Source organism: Spirosoma soli (assembly GCF_042684525.1).
GTDB lineage: Bacteria > Bacteroidota > Bacteroidia > Cytophagales > Spirosomataceae > Spirosoma > Spirosoma soli.
The window spans coordinates 138,407-156,025 of the sequence record NZ_JBHULN010000009.1 but is presented as its reverse complement, the minus strand read 5'-3'; the positions used below and the strand labels follow the sequence as shown (position 1 = coordinate 156,025).

Annotated in this window: 19 protein-coding genes and 1 other RNA gene; 11 read left to right on the top strand and 9 right to left on the bottom strand. The window is 49.7% G+C overall.

The genetic code is table 11. From position 1 onward, the window contains the following. Positions 1–61 precede the first annotated feature (61 nt). Positions 62–1,117, bottom strand: a complete 1,056-nt coding sequence (gene lpxK / locus ACFSUS_RS16025; protein ID WP_381524453.1) for a tetraacyldisaccharide 4'-kinase — start codon at positions 1,115–1,117, stop codon at positions 62–64. Positions 1,118–1,214: 97 nt separating this feature from the next. Between lpxK and ACFSUS_RS16020 the strand changes: the two genes are divergently transcribed. Both ACFSUS_RS16020 and ACFSUS_RS16015 read left to right on the top strand, forming a co-directional pair. Further along, positions 1,215–2,321: an o-succinylbenzoate synthase gene (locus ACFSUS_RS16020; protein ID WP_381524266.1), complete on the top strand. Its 1,107-nt coding sequence runs from the start codon at positions 1,215–1,217 to the stop codon at positions 2,319–2,321. A gap of 63 nt (positions 2,322–2,384) precedes the next feature. Continuing rightward, entirely contained in the window at positions 2,385–3,098 is a 714-nt protein-coding gene (locus tag ACFSUS_RS16015) for a hypothetical protein (RefSeq protein ID WP_381524265.1), read from the top strand. Between the two features lie 135 nt (positions 3,099–3,233). Here ACFSUS_RS16015 and ACFSUS_RS16010 read toward each other — a convergent pair whose 3' ends face one another. Continuing rightward, positions 3,234–3,635 (bottom strand): DoxX family protein, encoded by a 402-nt coding sequence (locus ACFSUS_RS16010; RefSeq protein WP_381524263.1) that lies wholly within the window; start codon positions 3,633–3,635, stop codon positions 3,234–3,236. A gap of 135 nt (positions 3,636–3,770) precedes the next feature. On the opposite strand from ACFSUS_RS16010, the gene ACFSUS_RS16005 reads away from it, so the two are divergent. Then, positions 3,771–4,151: a winged helix-turn-helix transcriptional regulator gene (locus ACFSUS_RS16005; protein WP_381524261.1), complete on the top strand. Its 381-nt coding sequence runs from the start codon at positions 3,771–3,773 to the stop codon at positions 4,149–4,151. Positions 4,152–4,210: 59 nt separating this feature from the next. Here ACFSUS_RS16005 and hemF read toward each other — a convergent pair whose 3' ends face one another. Continuing rightward, positions 4,211–5,137, bottom strand: coding sequence for an oxygen-dependent coproporphyrinogen oxidase (gene hemF / locus ACFSUS_RS16000; RefSeq protein WP_381524259.1), 927 nt, complete (start codon positions 5,135–5,137; stop codon positions 4,211–4,213). Positions 5,138–5,160: 23 nt separating this feature from the next. Beyond that, on the bottom strand, positions 5,161–5,787 hold the full coding sequence (locus ACFSUS_RS15995; protein ID WP_381524257.1) for an AlbA family DNA-binding domain-containing protein: 627 nt from the start codon (positions 5,785–5,787) through the stop codon (positions 5,161–5,163). Positions 5,788–5,834: 47 nt separating this feature from the next. Between ACFSUS_RS15995 and ACFSUS_RS15990 the strand changes: the two genes are divergently transcribed. Together ACFSUS_RS15990 and ACFSUS_RS15985 are read left to right on the top strand one after the other, a co-directional pair. Beyond that, positions 5,835–6,155 (top strand): hypothetical protein, encoded by a 321-nt coding sequence (locus ACFSUS_RS15990; RefSeq protein ID WP_381524256.1) that lies wholly within the window; start codon positions 5,835–5,837, stop codon positions 6,153–6,155. Between the two features lie 52 nt (positions 6,156–6,207). Further along, positions 6,208–6,471: a hypothetical protein gene (locus tag ACFSUS_RS15985; RefSeq protein ID WP_381524254.1), complete on the top strand. Its 264-nt coding sequence runs from the start codon at positions 6,208–6,210 to the stop codon at positions 6,469–6,471. A 145-nt stretch (positions 6,472–6,616) separates the two neighbouring features. On the opposite strand, the gene ssrA is transcribed toward ACFSUS_RS15985, so the two are convergent. After that, positions 6,617–6,990, bottom strand: a transfer-messenger RNA (tmRNA) gene (ssrA, locus tag ACFSUS_RS15980). 171 nt (positions 6,991–7,161) lie between these two features. Between ssrA and ACFSUS_RS15975 the strand changes: the two genes are divergently transcribed. Continuing rightward, the gene (locus tag ACFSUS_RS15975; protein ID WP_381524252.1) at positions 7,162–7,803 is read left to right on the top strand and encodes a hypothetical protein; all 642 of its coding nucleotides are present in this window, start codon (positions 7,162–7,164) and stop codon (positions 7,801–7,803) included. Positions 7,804–7,810: 7 nt separating this feature from the next. On the opposite strand, the gene ACFSUS_RS15970 is transcribed toward ACFSUS_RS15975, so the two are convergent. Both ACFSUS_RS15970 and ACFSUS_RS15965 read right to left on the bottom strand, forming a co-directional pair. Further along, the gene (locus ACFSUS_RS15970) at positions 7,811–8,779 is read right to left on the bottom strand and encodes an alpha/beta hydrolase family protein (RefSeq protein WP_381524250.1); all 969 of its coding nucleotides are present in this window, start codon (positions 8,777–8,779) and stop codon (positions 7,811–7,813) included. A 99-nt stretch (positions 8,780–8,878) separates the two neighbouring features. After that, positions 8,879–9,382 (bottom strand): DUF421 domain-containing protein, encoded by a 504-nt coding sequence (locus ACFSUS_RS15965; protein ID WP_381524248.1) that lies wholly within the window; start codon positions 9,380–9,382, stop codon positions 8,879–8,881. A 69-nt stretch (positions 9,383–9,451) separates the two neighbouring features. On the opposite strand from ACFSUS_RS15965, the gene cobT reads away from it, so the two are divergent. From cobT to ACFSUS_RS15945, 4 genes are read left to right on the top strand one after another with little or no spacing between them, the layout of a single operon-like run. Then, complete coding sequence (cobT, locus tag ACFSUS_RS15960; RefSeq protein ID WP_381524247.1) at positions 9,452–10,465, top strand: nicotinate-nucleotide--dimethylbenzimidazole phosphoribosyltransferase; 1,014 nt, start codon at positions 9,452–9,454, stop codon at positions 10,463–10,465. Further along, positions 10,462–11,244, top strand: coding sequence for an adenosylcobinamide-GDP ribazoletransferase (locus ACFSUS_RS15955; protein ID WP_381524245.1), 783 nt, complete (start codon positions 10,462–10,464; stop codon positions 11,242–11,244). Before cobT ends, ACFSUS_RS15955 begins: the two co-directional genes overlap by 4 nt. A 51-nt stretch (positions 11,245–11,295) precedes the next feature. Further along, on the top strand, positions 11,296–11,937 hold the full coding sequence (gene cobC / locus ACFSUS_RS15950; RefSeq protein WP_381524243.1) for an alpha-ribazole phosphatase family protein: 642 nt from the start codon (positions 11,296–11,298) through the stop codon (positions 11,935–11,937). An 8-nt stretch (positions 11,938–11,945) separates the two neighbouring features. Further along, positions 11,946–12,488, top strand: coding sequence for a DUF6580 family putative transport protein (locus ACFSUS_RS15945; protein ID WP_381524241.1), 543 nt, complete (start codon positions 11,946–11,948; stop codon positions 12,486–12,488). An 18-nt stretch (positions 12,489–12,506) separates the two neighbouring features. Here the strand turns inward: ACFSUS_RS15945 and ACFSUS_RS15940 are convergent, their stop codons facing one another. Both ACFSUS_RS15940 and ACFSUS_RS15935 read right to left on the bottom strand, forming a co-directional pair. Continuing rightward, a complete protein-coding gene (locus ACFSUS_RS15940; RefSeq protein ID WP_381524239.1) occupies positions 12,507–15,152 on the bottom strand; it encodes an MGH1-like glycoside hydrolase domain-containing protein in 2,646 nt (881 codons plus the stop codon). Positions 15,153–15,263: 111 nt separating this feature from the next. Next, positions 15,264–16,073, bottom strand: a complete 810-nt coding sequence (locus tag ACFSUS_RS15935) for a glucose 1-dehydrogenase (RefSeq protein WP_381524237.1) — start codon at positions 16,071–16,073, stop codon at positions 15,264–15,266. A gap of 161 nt (positions 16,074–16,234) precedes the next feature. On the opposite strand from ACFSUS_RS15935, the gene ACFSUS_RS15930 reads away from it, so the two are divergent. Then, positions 16,235–17,248 carry a bestrophin family protein gene (locus ACFSUS_RS15930; protein WP_381524236.1) on the top strand — a complete coding sequence of 338 codons (1,014 nt, stop codon included), beginning with the start codon at positions 16,235–16,237 and terminating at the stop codon, positions 17,246–17,248. Positions 17,249–17,619: the final 371 nt, after the last annotated feature.

Here is a 17,619-nt window from a genome sequence, read left to right as displayed (position 1 = left end):
TCGCTTCATTATAAGCAAAAGTACACCAAATCACTGGATGCCCGCACCCAAGGCTGTTAGGTTAACGATTTTTAAGGATTTCAGTAGTCAGGTAATCCGTAAATCCTTTTTCACTTCCGGGCAGTAGTTGCATACTGACGGGTAAGTAAAACAACGGATACCTGGTTCGTTCTTCCGGCGTTAGTAAGGCATCTACCTTAACCCAGTCTTTCTCCGTTGTCAACAACGACGTTCCGGCCGACAAGGTCGCCAGTATAGGGTCAAGATCGGACCGGGTATAATTGTAGTGGTCGGCAAATTGAATATGCTTTCTTAACCGATACGTCTGACGCGCGTAGGTTTCTAACGGAGTTGCATTCGCTAATCCGGAAACCAGCACGACCTCGCCCAGCTCACCACTGGTTTGCTGATGTGTGGCGAATGATACCGGCTCACCGTACTGCAAGGTAGCAAAATAGATTGGTGTGTCGGATTGGGTGTACGGCCGGATTCTGTTAGTAATACGTTGCTGTTCGGCATCGGCCAGTTCAGGTGGACATTTAGTTACCACCACCACATCAGCCCGGCTGGCCCCGTGCCGCCGTTCGCGCAGTCGGCCCGCCGGAAAGGGAAAGTCTTCGTAAAACGGCCGATTATAATCCATTAACAGGATAGACACGTGAGGTTGAAACGACCGGTGCTGAAACGCGTCGTCAAGCAGCACCAGACGTGTGTCGGGATGAATGGCCAATAGAGCCTGAATGGCGTCAACCCGACGCTCACCAACACACACCCGTACGGAGTTGGTAAACTTACGGTAAAGTTGGAGGGGTTCGTCGCCTAGCGTGGCTGCCGTATCGGCCTCAGTGGCGATCCGAAAGCCCGTCGTTTGCCGACCGTAGCCCCGGCTCAGGGTGGCCAGTTCGAAGGGCAACGAGGCCGTATTAAAAACATACCATTTAATCAAAAATTCGACCATTGGCGTTTTTCCAGTGCCTCCTACGGTCAAATTTCCGACGCTGACCGAGCGAATTAAGGGCGTCGTTGACTGAAATAATTTATTGTCAAACAGCCAGTTACGGACATCCATTATTAATCCATAAATTCCACTGAATGGAAGGAGTAACCAATTTACCACTAAGCGTATCACTAATAATTTCGTAATATTGCCTTTTTTGCGCCCTCAAAAGTAGTACTTTTAGGATTGTGAATGCCCGCCCTCACCACTTGGTACAATGAGTCTTAAGGTCGACTACCTGAAATACACGTTGCAATTTCGCTTCGAAGCGGGTACGTCGCGCGGCACCCTCACGGAAAAATCATCGTATCTAATCCGGCTTTGCGACGACGAAGATCCGTCCGTCATTGGTTACGGGGAATGCGGTCCGTTGAAAGGTCTGAGTTATGATGATCGGCCCGATTTTGAAGAACGTTTGACGCAGTACTGCCAGGAATTCAACGAGTTAGACCTACAGTTGTTTAGCTGGAATATTCCCATTGTGCTCAATCAGGTTATCAGTCAGCAGTTTCCGAGCATTTTATTTGGCTTTGAGACGGCGATGCTCGACTTTCTGGCGGGTGGCCGACGCATCATCCACGCTTCTGACTTCACCGATGGTCACCGGGCGTTGCCCATCAATGGCCTGATCTGGATGGGCAGCCCTGCGTTTATGAAGCAGCAGATTGACGAGAAGCTGCGGGCGGGATATACCACCCTTAAGTTAAAGATTGGCGCTATTGACTTTGAGCAGGAGTGCGATCTGTTGGCTATGATTCGTGAGCGCTTCAGCCCGGAGCAGATTACGTTACGGGTAGATGCTAATGGCGCTTTCCAGCCCGATGAAGCGATGGCAAAGCTCGAACGCCTGGCTACGTATGATCTTCATTCAATTGAACAACCCATCCGGGCCGGGCAGCCAGATCTACTAACCGAACTCTGCCGCAACTCGCCGGTACCAATTGCCCTCGATGAAGAGCTGATTGGCCAGATGGAATACGTTCATAAATTTCGGTTATTGAAGAAAATTCAGCCCCAATTCATCATTCTGAAGCCGTCGCTACTGGGCGGTATGCGGCATTGCGATGAGTGGATAGAACTGGCGGGTCGGCTCAACATTGGCTGGTGGATTACGTCGGCCCTGGAGTCGAATATTGGTTTAAACGCCATTGCGCAGTACACCGCTCAGTTTAAGCACCTTATCCCACAGGGACTAGGTACGGGTCAATTGTACACCAATAATTTCGACAGTCCGCTTACCATCGAGCACGGTCAGCTTCACTACCACCCCGGCCAGCCCTGGGACCTTAGCCCCCTTACCATCGGTAGCATGCAATCGCGGTAGTAGTTGACGGTATCTTACAAACTGTATCAGCCGGGTTCAATTTCAGTCATCTTAAGCAACTTTATGAAACGATTCATTCTACTTCTCTGGGCCACTATGGTAGTCCACTATTCATATGGACAAAAAAACGAAACCATCTTATCGCTGAATTCGGGTTTATTTTCCTTTCGGGGAGCATCTGCCGAAGCAAATTCGCAGATTAATTTATCCCCTGACGGTACCACGGGCTACACAAACAATCCGTTTGGCGCCAGGCCAGGACTTTCGTATGGCTTGTCTTTCCAAGTTCAGCGGATTACAAAAGGCAATTTTATTCTGGGCGTAAGTTTGGGCGTAGAGAACTTGCGAAGTAAGACGTCCATTACGCAGGTGAATGGGGTCACTACAGCAGGAACCTTTCAGAATCAGGCATCTGGCCAAACGCATTTGTCAAACAACTTCATTAACGGCTTTCCTTTTATAGGGTACCGATTTGCAGTCCGTCAATTAGCCATCGACCTAACTGGTGGCATTGACATCGGCTATCTGATCAACTCGAAAGAACAAGGGAAAGCCATAGGCCAAAACGGTGAGCCATACAGCGCTTCAGTGGATAGAACCTTGATTAAATCAGATGTCAGACCAAGGTTACAGGTAAGCGCCTGTTACGGTAAGATAGGCGCTTACGTTGGCTACTCGTATGGCCTAATAAATTACAGAAGCGGCTGGGTTGGCGGCACAAACGAATGCTACTCAGAGCTGGTTCGATTTGGGTTGATGTATAAAATCAAGAGTTAATTAGTAGTAACCTCATTGATTATGAGGTTACATTTTCTCCAGGCCAATTAGTGTACTAGCCGGGGGGCGTGTAAAGGCTGAATCATGAACAGCTCTTTATACGTCCCCCTAGCTTTTCTACTAACAATCAATACGCTATTGCTGCAAAACAGACTGCCTTTTTGACGTAACTGGAGCGCTGCTGTGCCATTTGTGATAAGTTACGTATGACAAGAGTAAAACCACCAGAAAGAGCACAGGTCCCAGTTGGTTAGCGGTTGGATCTCCCATAGCCGTGTGCGCCACAAATGCCGAAATGAAGGTGAACGCAAAACCGGCATACGCCCATTCTTTCAGCCGGGCGGCCACTGGCAACAGGAGCACGGCACTACCAATCAGTTTAGCAATGGCTAATTCAATGCGGAAGTACCCCGGAAAGCCCAGGTGACGAAACCCTTGTGCTATTGCTGGTTCAGTGAAATACGAGTAGCCCGAATAGGTCATCATTAATGCTACCAGAGCGGTCGACACCCAGTACGTGATTTTTACTGTTTTCATTTTTCTTGTCTCAATTGGTTGATGAGACAAACGTAGCTACATTTACTAACCAAAAGTTAGTAGTATACAAAAGGTTAGCGCTAACCTTTTGTATACTACTAACTTGGAAACTTACGGCTACATTTGATAATGAACATGGAATTAGATCACTCGGTAGAAACGTGCAGTGGTGCTTTAGCGGCTATTGGCGATGCCCTGTACGTAATTGGTGGTAAATGGAAACTGCGCATTATTATAGCACTACAGAGCGGCAGCAAGCGATTCAATGAACTCCAGCGTACGGTGACGGGAATTTCGGCCCGAGTCCTCTCCAACGAACTTAAAGAACTAGAAATCAATGGGTTTATCACCCGAACGGTTCATGCGCAAGTACCCGTTGTGGTGGAATATGAGCTTACCGAATACAGTGATACGTTAGAAGATGTGTTAACGTCACTGAAAAAATGGGGTGCCATGCATCGCCAAAAGATAAGGAACTCCTTACAACCTATTTCTACAGAGGCACGGAGTTCATAGAGATCTTAGCATAACTAACATTCCCTGTGAACTCCGTGCCTCTGTGTTTAAAAATACCTTTATACCCAGTTTACGCCTTTCCGTAATAAATGCAGTGTTTGCTCTTCCCGGCTTTGCGGCTCGGGTTTGAAATCATACGTCCAGTTAGCCTGTGGCGGCATACTCATCAGGATTGACTCCGTTCGGCCGTTGGTTTCGAGACCGAATTTGGTACCCCGATCCCACACCAGATTAAATTCAACGTACCGGCCCCGCCGTAATAGCTGCCAGTTCTTTTCACGCTCGCCAAACGGTAAATCGCGGTTCTGATGCATGTAATGGGTGTAAATGGGCGCAAACGCGTTTCCTACATCCTGCACAAACGCGAACAGATCAGCTTTACTAGCTGACGCGCCCTCGGGGGTATCCGTTGGCTTCAGATAATCGAAGAAGATACCGCCAACGCCACGCGTTTCCTGCCGATGTGGGATGTAGAAATAATCATCCGCCCACGTCTTAAATTTTGGATAATAGTCGGGATTATGTCGGTCACAAACCGTTTTGAGGTACTGGTGAAACCACCGCGCGTCTTCATCAACAACGTAGTGAGGAGTCAGGTCGATGCCCCCACCAAACCAGTTGTGGCCCGTGCTCATCTCGAAATACCGAACATTCATGTGAATGATGGGCACCATCGGATTATTCGGATGCAACACAATCGACACACCGGTGGCGTAAAACTCAGCAGCCTCTGTTAGATTGAGTGACCGTAATGTGGCTTCCGTGGCTTCGCCGTATACGGCCGAAAAACCGACGCCCCCTTTTTCAATTACGGCCCCGTCGGCCAGCGTCCGCGAGCGCCCTCCTCCCCCACCGGGCCGCTCCCAGGCATCCTCCCGAAACGTTCCGACGCCATCGGCTTGGGACAGCGCCTGACAAATTCGGTCCTGTAAATCGGCGAAGAAAGCCGTGATGGTTTCTTTGGTAATGAGTTGATCTGAAATCATAACCAGACAAAGATACGACGGAATCATTCTGCCAGCTTCAGCGCATAGCGAACGGGGCGGGGTTTGTCGATCATCAACAGCAGGCCCTGCTCAGCCAGCTGACGCAGCAGTTTTCCCGCCCGGTAAGCCGATACGTTAATTAGCTTGGCAAAGCGGTCGGCCGTAATATGGTCGTTCTTTCGCAAATACTGAATAAGCGTACGGGCGGTGGGCGACTTAATCAGGTCAGCATCTGCTTTCTCTGGGGTGATAATGAGCTGATTAGTCGGCACGGATTTATCCTTCGCGCGCACGTAAATGGTCCGCTTACCCGCTTCATCAACGGCGTAATGGGGCTTTTCTTCGCTCTCCGCAATGGTGATGACCAGTACTTTTCGGCCGTCTGGGGCGAGTGTCTCGTAGCTAACGGTAAGCGCCGGGTCAACCAGCCGATCGGTAGCGTCTTCAATCTTACGAATCTCCCTTGGCTCCGACGGTACGCCCACAATTTTGCCATCATCGGCTACCCCAACCACTAATGTTCCGCCGGAGGTGTTGGCAAACGCGGCTAATGTACGGGCAATGCGGTGCGCCGACGAAATCTGGCGTTTAAACTCCAGCCGGTTGCTTTCGCCCTGAGTGATAAGGTCATCGAGTTGATTGCGGGTCATGTAAGCATAACAAAAAAGCGGACGAGTTGTCCGCTTTTTTCTGGTTTATGGAGCCTGACAAGCCTTTTTCCCCTTGCTGCGGCTGCGAAACACCACAGCAAGGGGAAAAAGGCTGGTACTTCGCAATTTGTTTCGCAACGAAACAAACGATATCTTTATCGTGTAATCATTCGCTGGACATGACACGGAAGCAAATAGAAAACTTACTTAAAACTCACCGTGCCCAAAGAGACTTCGCTAAAGCCTACCTTGACAAACACTACTACGAACTGGAGGAACAAGACAAAGAAACTGAATGGCTTAACCGTTACGTCTATCACAAACAAATCGTAAAACAACTGGAAACCGAAAAACCGGACGATGAGTAACACCAGGGGCGAAATCAAACCGACGATGCGGCCCCATTAACACTTGTTATATATGACAACTCAGCAACTCAACCACGATCAATCATTAACCGACTTTGCCAAAGAATCGGACAAGGCGATTCAGTTAGCCCGAGAAAACGGTGTACAGGTAGATCTGTCGGAATGGCTCACTATTAAGCGGTACGCCCAACGATACAACACGACTACCCAAGTGGTTACGAACTGGATCGCCCGGGGTATTATACCGGCTGACTGCGTAATGGACTTACCTGAGCTTAACGATCTTCGCCTTGTGAAAAACCAGCCCTACAAATAACACGTGTTATTATTAACCCCTAGATCTAGATTACGCAGATACTCGATTGTTTGCTTGATGTCAGACTATCTAGGCTGTTGTCTGACCATTTTTGTAGAAAGTGACGTAAAAAGCCCGTAAGTCATTGACTTGCGGGCTTTTGTTTTTGTGGAGACGGAGAGATTCGAACTCTCGTCCAGTCAAGGAAACCGTCGTGCTTTCTACATGCTTAGCCGTGATTGAGATTGTCGGGAATCAGGCAGGCTCACGGCAGGCCAACCCTCATCCGTAGGTGCTTGTGTCTCACTCGGCCGTTAACACCATAAACCGAGCCAGCGCTGCGAGTCGATGCCTCCTGATCCGGCCAGCAGCACGTAAGCCGGGGAGACAATGGCTATTGCTTAATCCTCCGGATTAGGCAGCCATGGCGTAGTTATATTCGCCAGTTATTGTTTTGACGATTTGTTTGGGCGGGAAATACCGTCAACTCCCGGCATGCTTACACGCGACCTCTGCAAGCTGTCAATTCCGGTCGTCCCCAAACTGACCGCAGACATGCGGGCGTGTAGTAGATAACGGCGATCCCTAAAAAATAGTTCGACGTTTGTAGGCTAACGTTGGGCCTTTGCTTACGATAAATTTGTAAACTAATTCGTACTGAATCAGTTAAGCCGATAATGGACACCGTCGCTTATTCAGGATTCGATAGCCATGATCAGTACGCCGTTTGAGACAACTCTTTATCAGTATTTGACTCCTTTTTTTGCCAGTCATGGGTTTGAGCTACTGGCCGAAAAGAAGCAATACCGGCGAACCGTTGACACTGGCTTTCAGAACATTATTCTATCGCCAGCTTTCTACGGTGACGAAACAATGCTGGAAGTAAACTTTGGTTGTCGCAGTCAGCAGGTTGAGCAAATCGCTCAGCAGTTCCTTAACAATATGGCTGATTATCGGCCTGATGCTAATACGTTAATTATTTCAATTGGTAAGTTCAACGGCCTTCAGTACTTCCGGTACAAAATTCATTCGACTGCTGAACTAGCCGGAACGTGCGCTGAAATTGAAGATTTCTTCGAGCAGAAAGGATTCCACTTTCTCCAGAACGCCTGTGCGTTACCTACGCTTGACCGCCTGTTAAACGAACACCCGGGCCAGCCATGCCAGTACGTCTACAATCAAACCCATCGGTGCTACAAGGGACTGATTACCGCCCGGCTTAATCACAATCCTCATTTTGATGGTCTGATTGACAGTTACCGGCATTTATTGGTTCGCCAGACGCAAAACCCTTACGAACAACTTCATTTCGAGCGGTTGATTGCGTACTTGCAACATTACTCGGCAAATTAACCGAACCCTATTTTTTTATAAACTGCACGATAGCGGTAGCTACCCCCTGACTAAGCGGTAATGTGGGGTCATTATATGTTTTTAGATTCTCGGTACGATCGGCGGGTGCGTCTTTCAAGATGTGGTTCATTCGATCGGGTAGCACTAATTTAGCGTCAGGACGGGCTTTTTTGAGCAATTCGGCTTCACTCACGGGCACCTGAACATCGTGCTGGCCATTAATCAGTAAGACCTGAGCCTTCAACGTTTTGATCTCAGCGGCCGGGTCATACTTCATCCACGAAATCAGGCCCGGCTGGTTTTTGGGATCAAACAACGAAAGCAGGAATGGATTGACCCGATTAACCCGGTAGCCAGCCCGAAGCGAATCAAGAATCTGATACGAAAGCGTACGTAATGTGTCGCCCAGCCCGGCCTTCAGCTGTTCTTTCATAATATCGGCAATAGTACGGCCCGCACCAGCGATCGAAACAAACTTGGTCAGATTGGCCTGTTTAGCCGCCAGCATACCCACCAGCGAGCCCTCACTATGCCCAGCCACAACAACGCCAGAAAATCGTTTATCGGCCTGTAGCTGGCGGATGAATCCCAGGGCGTCGCTCACGTAAAAGTCGAACCGATGCTCTTCCGGCTTGATCACCTTCGCTGCTACGCTCAAATTAGTACCCGAGCCGCGTTTATCGTAGCGGGCCACGGCTATTCCTTGTCGCACTAAACTGTCGGCCAGCATCTTATATGCGTTTGTTCTCAGCCGGTTTCCACTATTGCAGTCGCGATCAGTTGACCCCGAGCCCGCTATCAGTAAAACAACGGGTACGGGCCCTCTGGTCTGATCAGGAATCGTTAAGGTGCCGTCCAGGGTTAAGTCAGCTCCGGCGGGAACGGTAATTTTGTGGTGTATTGGCTCTTCTGTTTGAGCTACAACAGCCCTTGTGCTTAGGAGTAAGCAGGTGCATGCAATGAGGAAACGTGTCATGAATGTGCGAGAGAACAGTTAGTCAGGTTGGTGTTTTTCATGCGGCTAAGTTACTGACTTAGTAGTGTGCCTAAGACGATTTATTGCAACAGCTAACCGTCATTCTATTTTCTTTACCACGCTAATGTTACCGCTGCTTTCGATGTAACAGGTTTTAACGTCCGACACCTGATCGACGCCCTGTTCGCGCAGTAATCCCATCAGTTCATCTGTTGCAATGAGTTCCTTTTTCATGTTCTGACGCTGCATGACTCCGTCTTTTACGAGTAGCACCGGCTCCGATTCGACCACTTTCTTGAAGAAAACCGATTGAAACCCCAGGAAATTAATCATATAATCCCAGAACGCCAGCGTACTGACAAGCACAAACCCTTCGGTAATCGAATGGTATTCACCCGCCATGGCATTCTGCGACGCGTCAGAAATTAAGGTAATGAGCAGCAGGTCACTAATGCCAACCTGGCCAGCTCCGCGTTTAAAAAAGCGGATGTACATGAAACAGAACCAGTAGGTGATGGTGCCTCGCAACATAATTTCAAGCAGAGACACTCCAGGAATAAACATCTTTTCCCAGTCAATATCGACAAGCAGCAAGGCATTCATAAGACGTATAGCGATAGTGATGATGTAAGAACCAATTGCGACTTTTGTGGTTTGGTACCCGATTTAACCATGACCATTTTACCGACAGAATCAACTCTCGAAACGGCCATTCGCCGACGAATTGACAACAAAACGAAGCCGCTTGGTGCGCTGGGCCGCTTAGAAGAGCTGGCTTTACAAATCGCCTTGATTCAACAGACCGAAACGCCTGTCTTAACAAATCCTCACCTGCTTGTTTTCGCCGGCGATCATGGTTTGGCTGCTGAGGGAGTTAGTGCCTATCCGGCCGAAATTACGTACGGTATGGTGAAAAACTTCATTGCGGGGGGCGCAGCCATAAACGTTTTTTGTAAGCAGAACGGCTTGAGCCTCCTTGTGTGCGACGTTGGTGTCAACGGCCTCTTTGCTGAGAACACAACCGAGTTCGTTAAATTCAAAATTCGGCCCGGCACACGTAACATGCGGCACGAGCCGGCCATGACGGCTGACGAATGCGCAGCCGCCCTGGATGCCGGAAAAACACTGGTTAACGGTGTTAGATATCGAGATTGTAACGTAGTAGGCTTTGGTGAAATGGGCATTGGCAATACTTCTTCGGCTGCTTTATTAATGCACCGCTTTACCAATCTTCCACTAGCCCAGTGTGTCGGCAAAGGTACCGGTCTGGACGATGCCGGATTAGCGCATAAACTAGCTGTCTTAGAAGCCGTTGCCGCACAATATAGCCACTTAAACACCCCTGAGGATATTCTGGCGGCTATGGGTGGGCTAGAAATAGCGGCTGTTGCTGGCGGTATGATGCAAGCCGCTGAAAACGGGATGGTTATATTGGTGGATGGCTTTATTGCTACGGCTGCCCTTTTGGTCGCTAACGCTATTGAGCCGGCTGTTCTGCAAAATTGTATTTTTTGCCATCAATCCGACGAAGCAGGGCATAAACTAATGCTTGAACTATTAGGAGTTAAACCGTTACTGGATATGCAATTACGTCTGGGAGAAGGCACAGGTTGCGCATTGGCCTACCCATTGGTGCAGGCGGCCGTGAATATGCTGAACGACATGGCTACAATGGACGTATTATGAGATTATTCTTCACGGCGCTCATGTTTTACACGCGCCTGCCCGTACCCAAGTCCATTGATCATTCGGCCGATGCGCTCAACCGATCAACGATCTACTTTCCGCTTATCGGTTGGATTGTGGGCGGCATTGGCGTAGCTACCTATTGGTTGGGTTCGGTGTTGTTCCCACCTACTTATTTGCCGATTCTGTTTAGTATGATCGCAACAGTGTGGGTAACCGGAGCCTTTCATGAGGACGGATTTGCCGATGTCTGCGACGGCTTCGGCGGAGGCTGGAGTAAAGAGCAGATTTTAACGATCATGAAAGATAGTCGCCTGGGCACCTATGGTACTATTGGGCTCATCCTGCTGCTGGCGGTCAAGTTTTTCGCGCTCCAGGCTATGTTATCGGTTGAAGCGTTTGGCTGGACGGTGGCGTTGAAATATATCTCAGCACACAGCTTAAGCCGCCTGACAGCCGTTACAATTATACGTGGCCTCCCCTACGCCCGAGAGGATCAGGACAGCAAGGCCAAGCCCATTGCACAAGGCATTACGGGTGGTCAGTTAGCCATCGCGGCCTTATTTGGTCTGGCGTCCCTGCTGGCCTTAGTGGCGATTACCGGTCTCTGGATTTATTTAACCTTCCTCATCCCGTTGGCGTTCGTCCGTTGGCGACTCATGCGATTCTTCGATAAGTGGTTAAGCGGCTACACCGGCGATTGCCTGGGGGCAACTCAACAACTTACCGAGGTTATTGTTTACTTATCCTTTGTATCGCTGCTGTGGATTTCGGTTTAAATCAGTCCGTCGCTCTTAGCGTACTCAACGTCACTTTATACATTTTATCGCATGGACGTATATCTAATTCGTCATACGGAAGTTTCGGTCGGCCGTAGCGTTGCTTATGGGCAAACAGACGTAGAGCTAGCTGAGACCTATGAAGAGCAACGCGACCGCTTAACGGCTCACCTGCCCGAAGATCCGGCGTTTATTTTTTCATCTCCGTTAAACCGCTGCCGTCGCTTAGCTGAAGATCTGGCAGGGGCTTTAGCTACGGGTAGTCAGATCGAAACAGCTCCCGGACAGACAGCCGTGGTAGATGCTCATCGGCCCAATGTACAATACGATGATCGGCTCAAAGAGTATTTTTTCGGCGACTGGGAAATGAAACCCTGGGCGGATATTGGTCGAGAGTTGCTCGACCCCTGGATGGCTGATTTTGTCAATAGTAAGACCCCCAACGGCGAAAATTTTCAGGATGTGTTTAATAGGGTGGGGTCATTCTGGCGCGAGCAGATTCTCTCTTTAGCCCAAACTCAAACGAGCCAACCCGTGTTCATTGTTTCACATGGCGGGGTCATTCGAGCTTTGCTGTGTCTGTTTCTGGATTTATCTTTGCAAAATGCTTACCGCCTTAATTTAGACTATGGCGCTGTAACTAAACTGACCTTAACCGGATCAACGTACACGATACAATACATCAATCGCTAATATAGTAAATGAAGCCTCTTCAAATTCGCCTTCTTACCCTAACCACGATCGTTCTCACTACGGCGTTATTCCGTCTGGTGCCGCATTGGCCAAACTTTACGCCTGTGGCTGCTTTAGCCTTGTTCGGTGCCGCAACCTTCGAGCGGAAGTGGTTAGGATTAGCAGCTCCTTTAGCGGCTATGCTGCTAAGCGACGCTCTCATTGGCTTCCACGGCAGCATGGGCGCTGTGTATATCAGCTTCGGCTTAACGTGGCTTTTAGGCTTGTGGGCCTTGCAACGCCCGTCGGCAGTCAACATTGCTGCGGCTTCGGTCGTCTCATCGATCCTGTTTTTTCTGATTACTAATTTCGCGGTTTGGTACGGTAGCATGTTCTATCCACAAACGGCAGCGGGTCTACTCATTTGTTATACCGCTGGCTTAGCCTTCTATAATGGTACGTCGTTCTTCCTGAATGGGTTACTGGGTGATCTGTTCTTCAATGCGGTACTATTCGGCAGTTATTACCTGCTTCAACAGCGGTTTACGGTTCTACGATCGGTGCGGGGGTGAAAGTAGGGTAAAATACCATTACATCAAACGCTCGTATTTGAGCTTAATTAATTCAGCCACAAGACCTGTCCAGCCGGTTTGGTGGCTGGCTCCTACTCCACGGCCGTTGTCTCCGTCGAAATATTCATAGAATAAAACACAATCCCGAAAGTGGGGGTCCTGGTATTTAGGATGCTGCCCAAACGCGGGGCGCTTCTCATCAGTGTTTACCGTAAAAAGGCTAATCAGCCGATTAGTTAACTCAGCAGCCACCGTTTTGAGCGTAATCTGCCGGCCTGAACCCACAGGATATTCGACGGTGAAGTCATCGCCGAAATAATCGTAAAATCGTAGTATGCTTTCAATGAGCAGATAATTGACGGGCATCCAGACGGGTCCCCGCCAGTTGCTGTTCCCCCCGAACATATTGCTATCACTCTCGGCGGGCGTATAGGTCAGCCGAAACGTGGTCCCATCAAGGCTGAACTCATAGGGGTTTGCACAATACACTTTCGACACCGCCCGAACCCCGTGTGGGCTTAAGAACTCGGTTTCATCGAGCACTTTACCCAATAGGGATTTTAGCCGAAAACCACGTAGCAAACTCAGCAATCGCTTTTCGGCCACCCCAGTTTCGGTGTAACGGGAAACCTGACTGTACAAATCCGGCCGATGGCTTTGAAACCACATTATACGCTCGACAAAGGCTGGATTCTGAGCTAAGAGCGTTGCGTCCAGCACCTCGCTGGCAAATATTGGAATCAGCCCTACCATGGTTCGGACACGCAATCGTTGTACGCTTCCGTCCGACAGTCGAAGCTGGTCGTAGAAAAAGGCGTCTTCCTCATCCCACAGGCCCAGGTTGGTGTGGGCCATACTGGTCATGGCTCCGGCGATGTACAGAAAATGGTCAAAATATTTTGTCGCCATTTCGTCGTACACGGCATCATGTCGAGCCAACTCAAGGGCTATGCGCATCATGTTCAGGGCGTACATGGCCATCCAGCTCGTTCCATCAGCCTGTTCCAGGTGGCTCCCGTCAGGGAAAACCGCATTACGGTCGAAAACGCCGATATTATCTAATCCAAGGAATCCACCTTCGAAAATGTTATTACCAGACTCGTCTTTACGATTTACCCACCACGTAAAGTTGAGCATGAGTTTATGGAATACCCCGCGCAGAAACGTGAGGTCTCCCCCAGCCGCTGGGTTTTGTTCCAAATCGGCCTGAAAAATTCGCCAGGCGGCCCAGGCCTGCACGGGTGGATTGACATCGCTGAACGCCCACTCATAGGCCGGGAGTTGGCCATTCGGGTGCATGTACCACTCATTCGTTAACAGCATCAATTGCTGCTTGGCAAAACCTGGATCAATCGTGGCTAACGTAACGCAGTGAAAGGCCCAGTCCCAGGCGGCATACCAGGGATACTCCCACTTATCAGGCATCGAAATCACGTTGGCATTGATCAGCTGCGTCCACGAATGATTTCGTCCTTTGGCCCGTTCGGGCGGAGGTGGTGGACTGCCGGGATCGCCGGACAGCCAGCGGGCTACGTCGTAGTAGTAATACTGCTTACTCCAAAGCATACCCGCGAAAGCCTGCCGCTGAACTGATGCCTCATCCGCGCTGGCTTGGGCAGGGTGAATTTGCTCATAGAAAGCGTCGGCTTCCGCTTTTCGCTCCGCAACAAGTTGATCAAAGTCAGCGAATGAATCAGCGGAACTGCGGCTTGAATTTACTGACTTTAGCCGCAATCGAATCTGTCTTTCTTCACCGGCCTGCACAGTGAGCACGTAGTGCGCAGCGGCTTTAGTACCCGTTTGAAGCGGGTTAACACTGTTAGATTTGCGTACTAAGTAGTCATTGATACCGTCTTTGGGGTATTTAGAGCCAATGTGCGTATTGTAAAGCCGGGCGAGGTTACTTTCGTTTTCGCAGAAGAGCCAGTTAGGTTCACCCTCCGCCTGAAGCACATACTGCCCCAATTGAACATGATCTATGGCGATCCCGCCATCCGGCCTGAGCGCGAGTTGCGGCCGATGATTCGGCACCCCATCCGAGTCGTCCCCCCAGCTCCACGTGTTTCGGAACCAGACCGTTGGTAACACGTGCAACGTAGCAGCCTCTGGCCCCCGATTGCAGACGGTGACGGTCATCAGCACATCCTGCGGGTCCGCTTTGGCATACTCAACAAAGACATCAAAATAGCGGTCGTCATCGAAAATTCCCGTATCGAGCAGCTCGAACTCCGGGTCCTGGCGCGTGCGACGCCGGTTTTCCTCAACTAGCCACTGATACGGGTAAGCCGCCTGCGGGTATTTGTAGAGCATCCGCTGGTAAGAATGCGTGGGCGTATTGTCCAGATAATAATACAGCTCTTTAACATCTTCTCCGTGATTCCCTTCGCCGTTGCTTAGTCCGAAAAACCGCTCTTTCAGAATCGGATCTTTACCGTTCCAGAGCGACAAGGCCAAACATAACTGCTGCTTATCATCGCAGAAACCAGCGATGCCGTCTTCACCCCAGCGATACGTATAGCTGCGGGCCATATCATGGGTGGTGTAATGCCAGGCATCGCCGTTGGCGCTATAATCTTCGCGGACGGTTCCCCACTGCCGGTCAGAGACATAAGGACCCCATTGCCGCCAGGCGGGGTCTTGCAAACGGACTTGTTCGGTAGTCATACGGTGTACAATTTACGGTCGTTGGCGTACGGTTTTCCGTGTTTAGTAAGCTGCTGCGTCAGCAATACTCGGGCGACGGGCCGCCGTACACCGAATACCGTAAACAATACCTCATCCGCCCGTAGCAAAGCTTTCAAACACGGTCATGCCTCCGTCGATAAAGATGCTGGCGCCGGTAATATAATCAGATAAGTCAGAGGCTAAAAATACGGCCAGATTACCCACGTCGGCGGGTTGGCCAATCCGGTTGTAGGGAATCAAGGTCATTAAACTGTTCAGTGCTTGAGGAGTATCCCAGGCCGCTTTGTTAATGGGCGTCTGTATAGCCCCTGGACAAATGCTGTTCACCCGAATGCGCCGGTCGCCGTATTCCTGGGCTAACGACTGCATTAGCATTTTGATCGCTCCTTTCGAGGCTGCGTAGTTGATATGCCCCGCCCAGGGAATCAGCTCATGGACTGAACTCATGCAAATGATCTTGCCCGTGGCTGCGGAAACCTCCGGCCGTGGGCCCCGACGCAGGAACTCGCGGATGGCTTCTCTGGCACACAGAAACTGGCCGGTCAGATTGATATTAATGACCGTATTCCACTGCTCGAGTGTCATTTCGTCGAATTTAGCATCGCGTTGTAGACCGGCATTGTTCACCAAAATATCAATTGTACCGTATGTAGCCACAATGTCAGCAAACATCCTGATCACCTCGTCTTCCTTACTGACGTCGCATTGTGCGGTCATGCCTGCGCCACCGGCATCGGTAATTTCTTTGAGAACAGCCTCCGCGTTATCGTGCGATAAGGCAGAGGAGTGATTAATAACAACCGTAGCACCAGCTTCGGCCAGCGACTTGGCTACTCCAGTGCCGATGCCGCTGCTGGCACCTGTGACAAGGGCGATTTGTCCCTTCAGAACTTTTTCCATAGACGATTACCGTTTATGTATGTAAGGTGTACGCCCCTTGGTTTGTTTTGAAATTACACAAGTTCCAGTTTAATCAAACTGTTAAATGAGACTAGTAGTCATTTAGTTTAGTAACGCTGGTGTGCTATCTTGCAAAACCGGTTCTAACACTTCGCTGCTATATGTTCACTACGAAACGAGTTCCATTCACTGTTGTTTTTCCGTTCGCCTGGCGTTCGGTCATCATTTTTCTGGTGTATTCCATTGTTATCTGTACGCTTTATTCCGTTTTAGACTGGACCTTTCTGGCGGTGCCGTTTGTACCTGTTGCTACAATTGGTACCGCCGTTGCTTTCTACGTTGGCTTTAAAAGCAATTCGTCCTATGATCGCCTGTGGGAAGCCCGCCGGATCTGGGGCAGCATTACCAACGCCAGTCGCTCCTGGGGTATCATGGTGCTCGATTATCTTTCACCACAATCAGCACACGACCCGGCTCAAGTGGCCGAATTGCAACAAGCGAAGAAAGAGCTAATCTACCGCCATCTGGCTTATATTACCGCTATTCGGGTGCAACTTCGGCAAAAGCCCGTCTGGGACCTTCACCACGACGTAGCCCGCGATGTAGTTGAACGGATTCAAGCGTTTAAGCAATGTAGCCTGGATAAGGAGTTGAGTCGGTTCCTGTCCGACTCCGAGATTGAAAACCTGATCAAGCACCCAAACCCAGCCACGATTCTGATGCGGCAACAGTCGGCTCAGCTCCGGCAACTTCGTGACGAAGGGTACCTGAGTGATTTCTATCACGTAGACATGGAGCGGATGCTCGTTGAGTTCTATAATCAGCAAGGCGCCTGCGAACGCATCAAATCGTTTCCCTTCCCACGTCAGTACGCTTTTTTCAGCTATGTGTTCACCTGGCTGTTTATTATCGTGCTGCCCTATGGATTATTAACGGAGATGGCCAAAGTGAGTGGCTGGCACGTCTGGCTCACGGTTCCCTTCTATACGGTGATTGCCTGGGTGTTCAACACCATGGAAATTGTGGGGGATACCAGTGAAAACCCGTTTGAAAATAGTATCAATGACGTACCGATGACGGCGATTTGCCGTAACATCGAAATTGACCTGCGCGACATGCTCGGCGAAGCAAATTTGCCCAGCCGCCTGCAGGCTGTCCAGAATATACTGATGTAGTGTGCTTCAATTAGTAAGTGAAACTTGTTCCTCTGGACGATAATCAGCTAAAACGCCCGGCGGCATCACCCACTCTGCATTTCTAAGGTTTTTCTAAGCAGTTTTAAAGTACATATAGTCAATGAAGTAGCGATATTTGTCTGTCTTTATTTTTATATCAAGCACGCTGTAGAATAGAATCTTTCTGTTTACAGTCCGGTCTACTAGAAAGCCATCCGCCTGTTGCAGATGGCTTTTTTGTTTACTTGCCAATTCGTTCATCAGCCAGTCATCAAGACGCTTACTAAAGTAGCCATCTTTTTGGGCAGTTACACGCCCTCTTTATCCAATGTTAACCGATGCTACTGAAAAGTTTTCAAGGCCTACTTTGA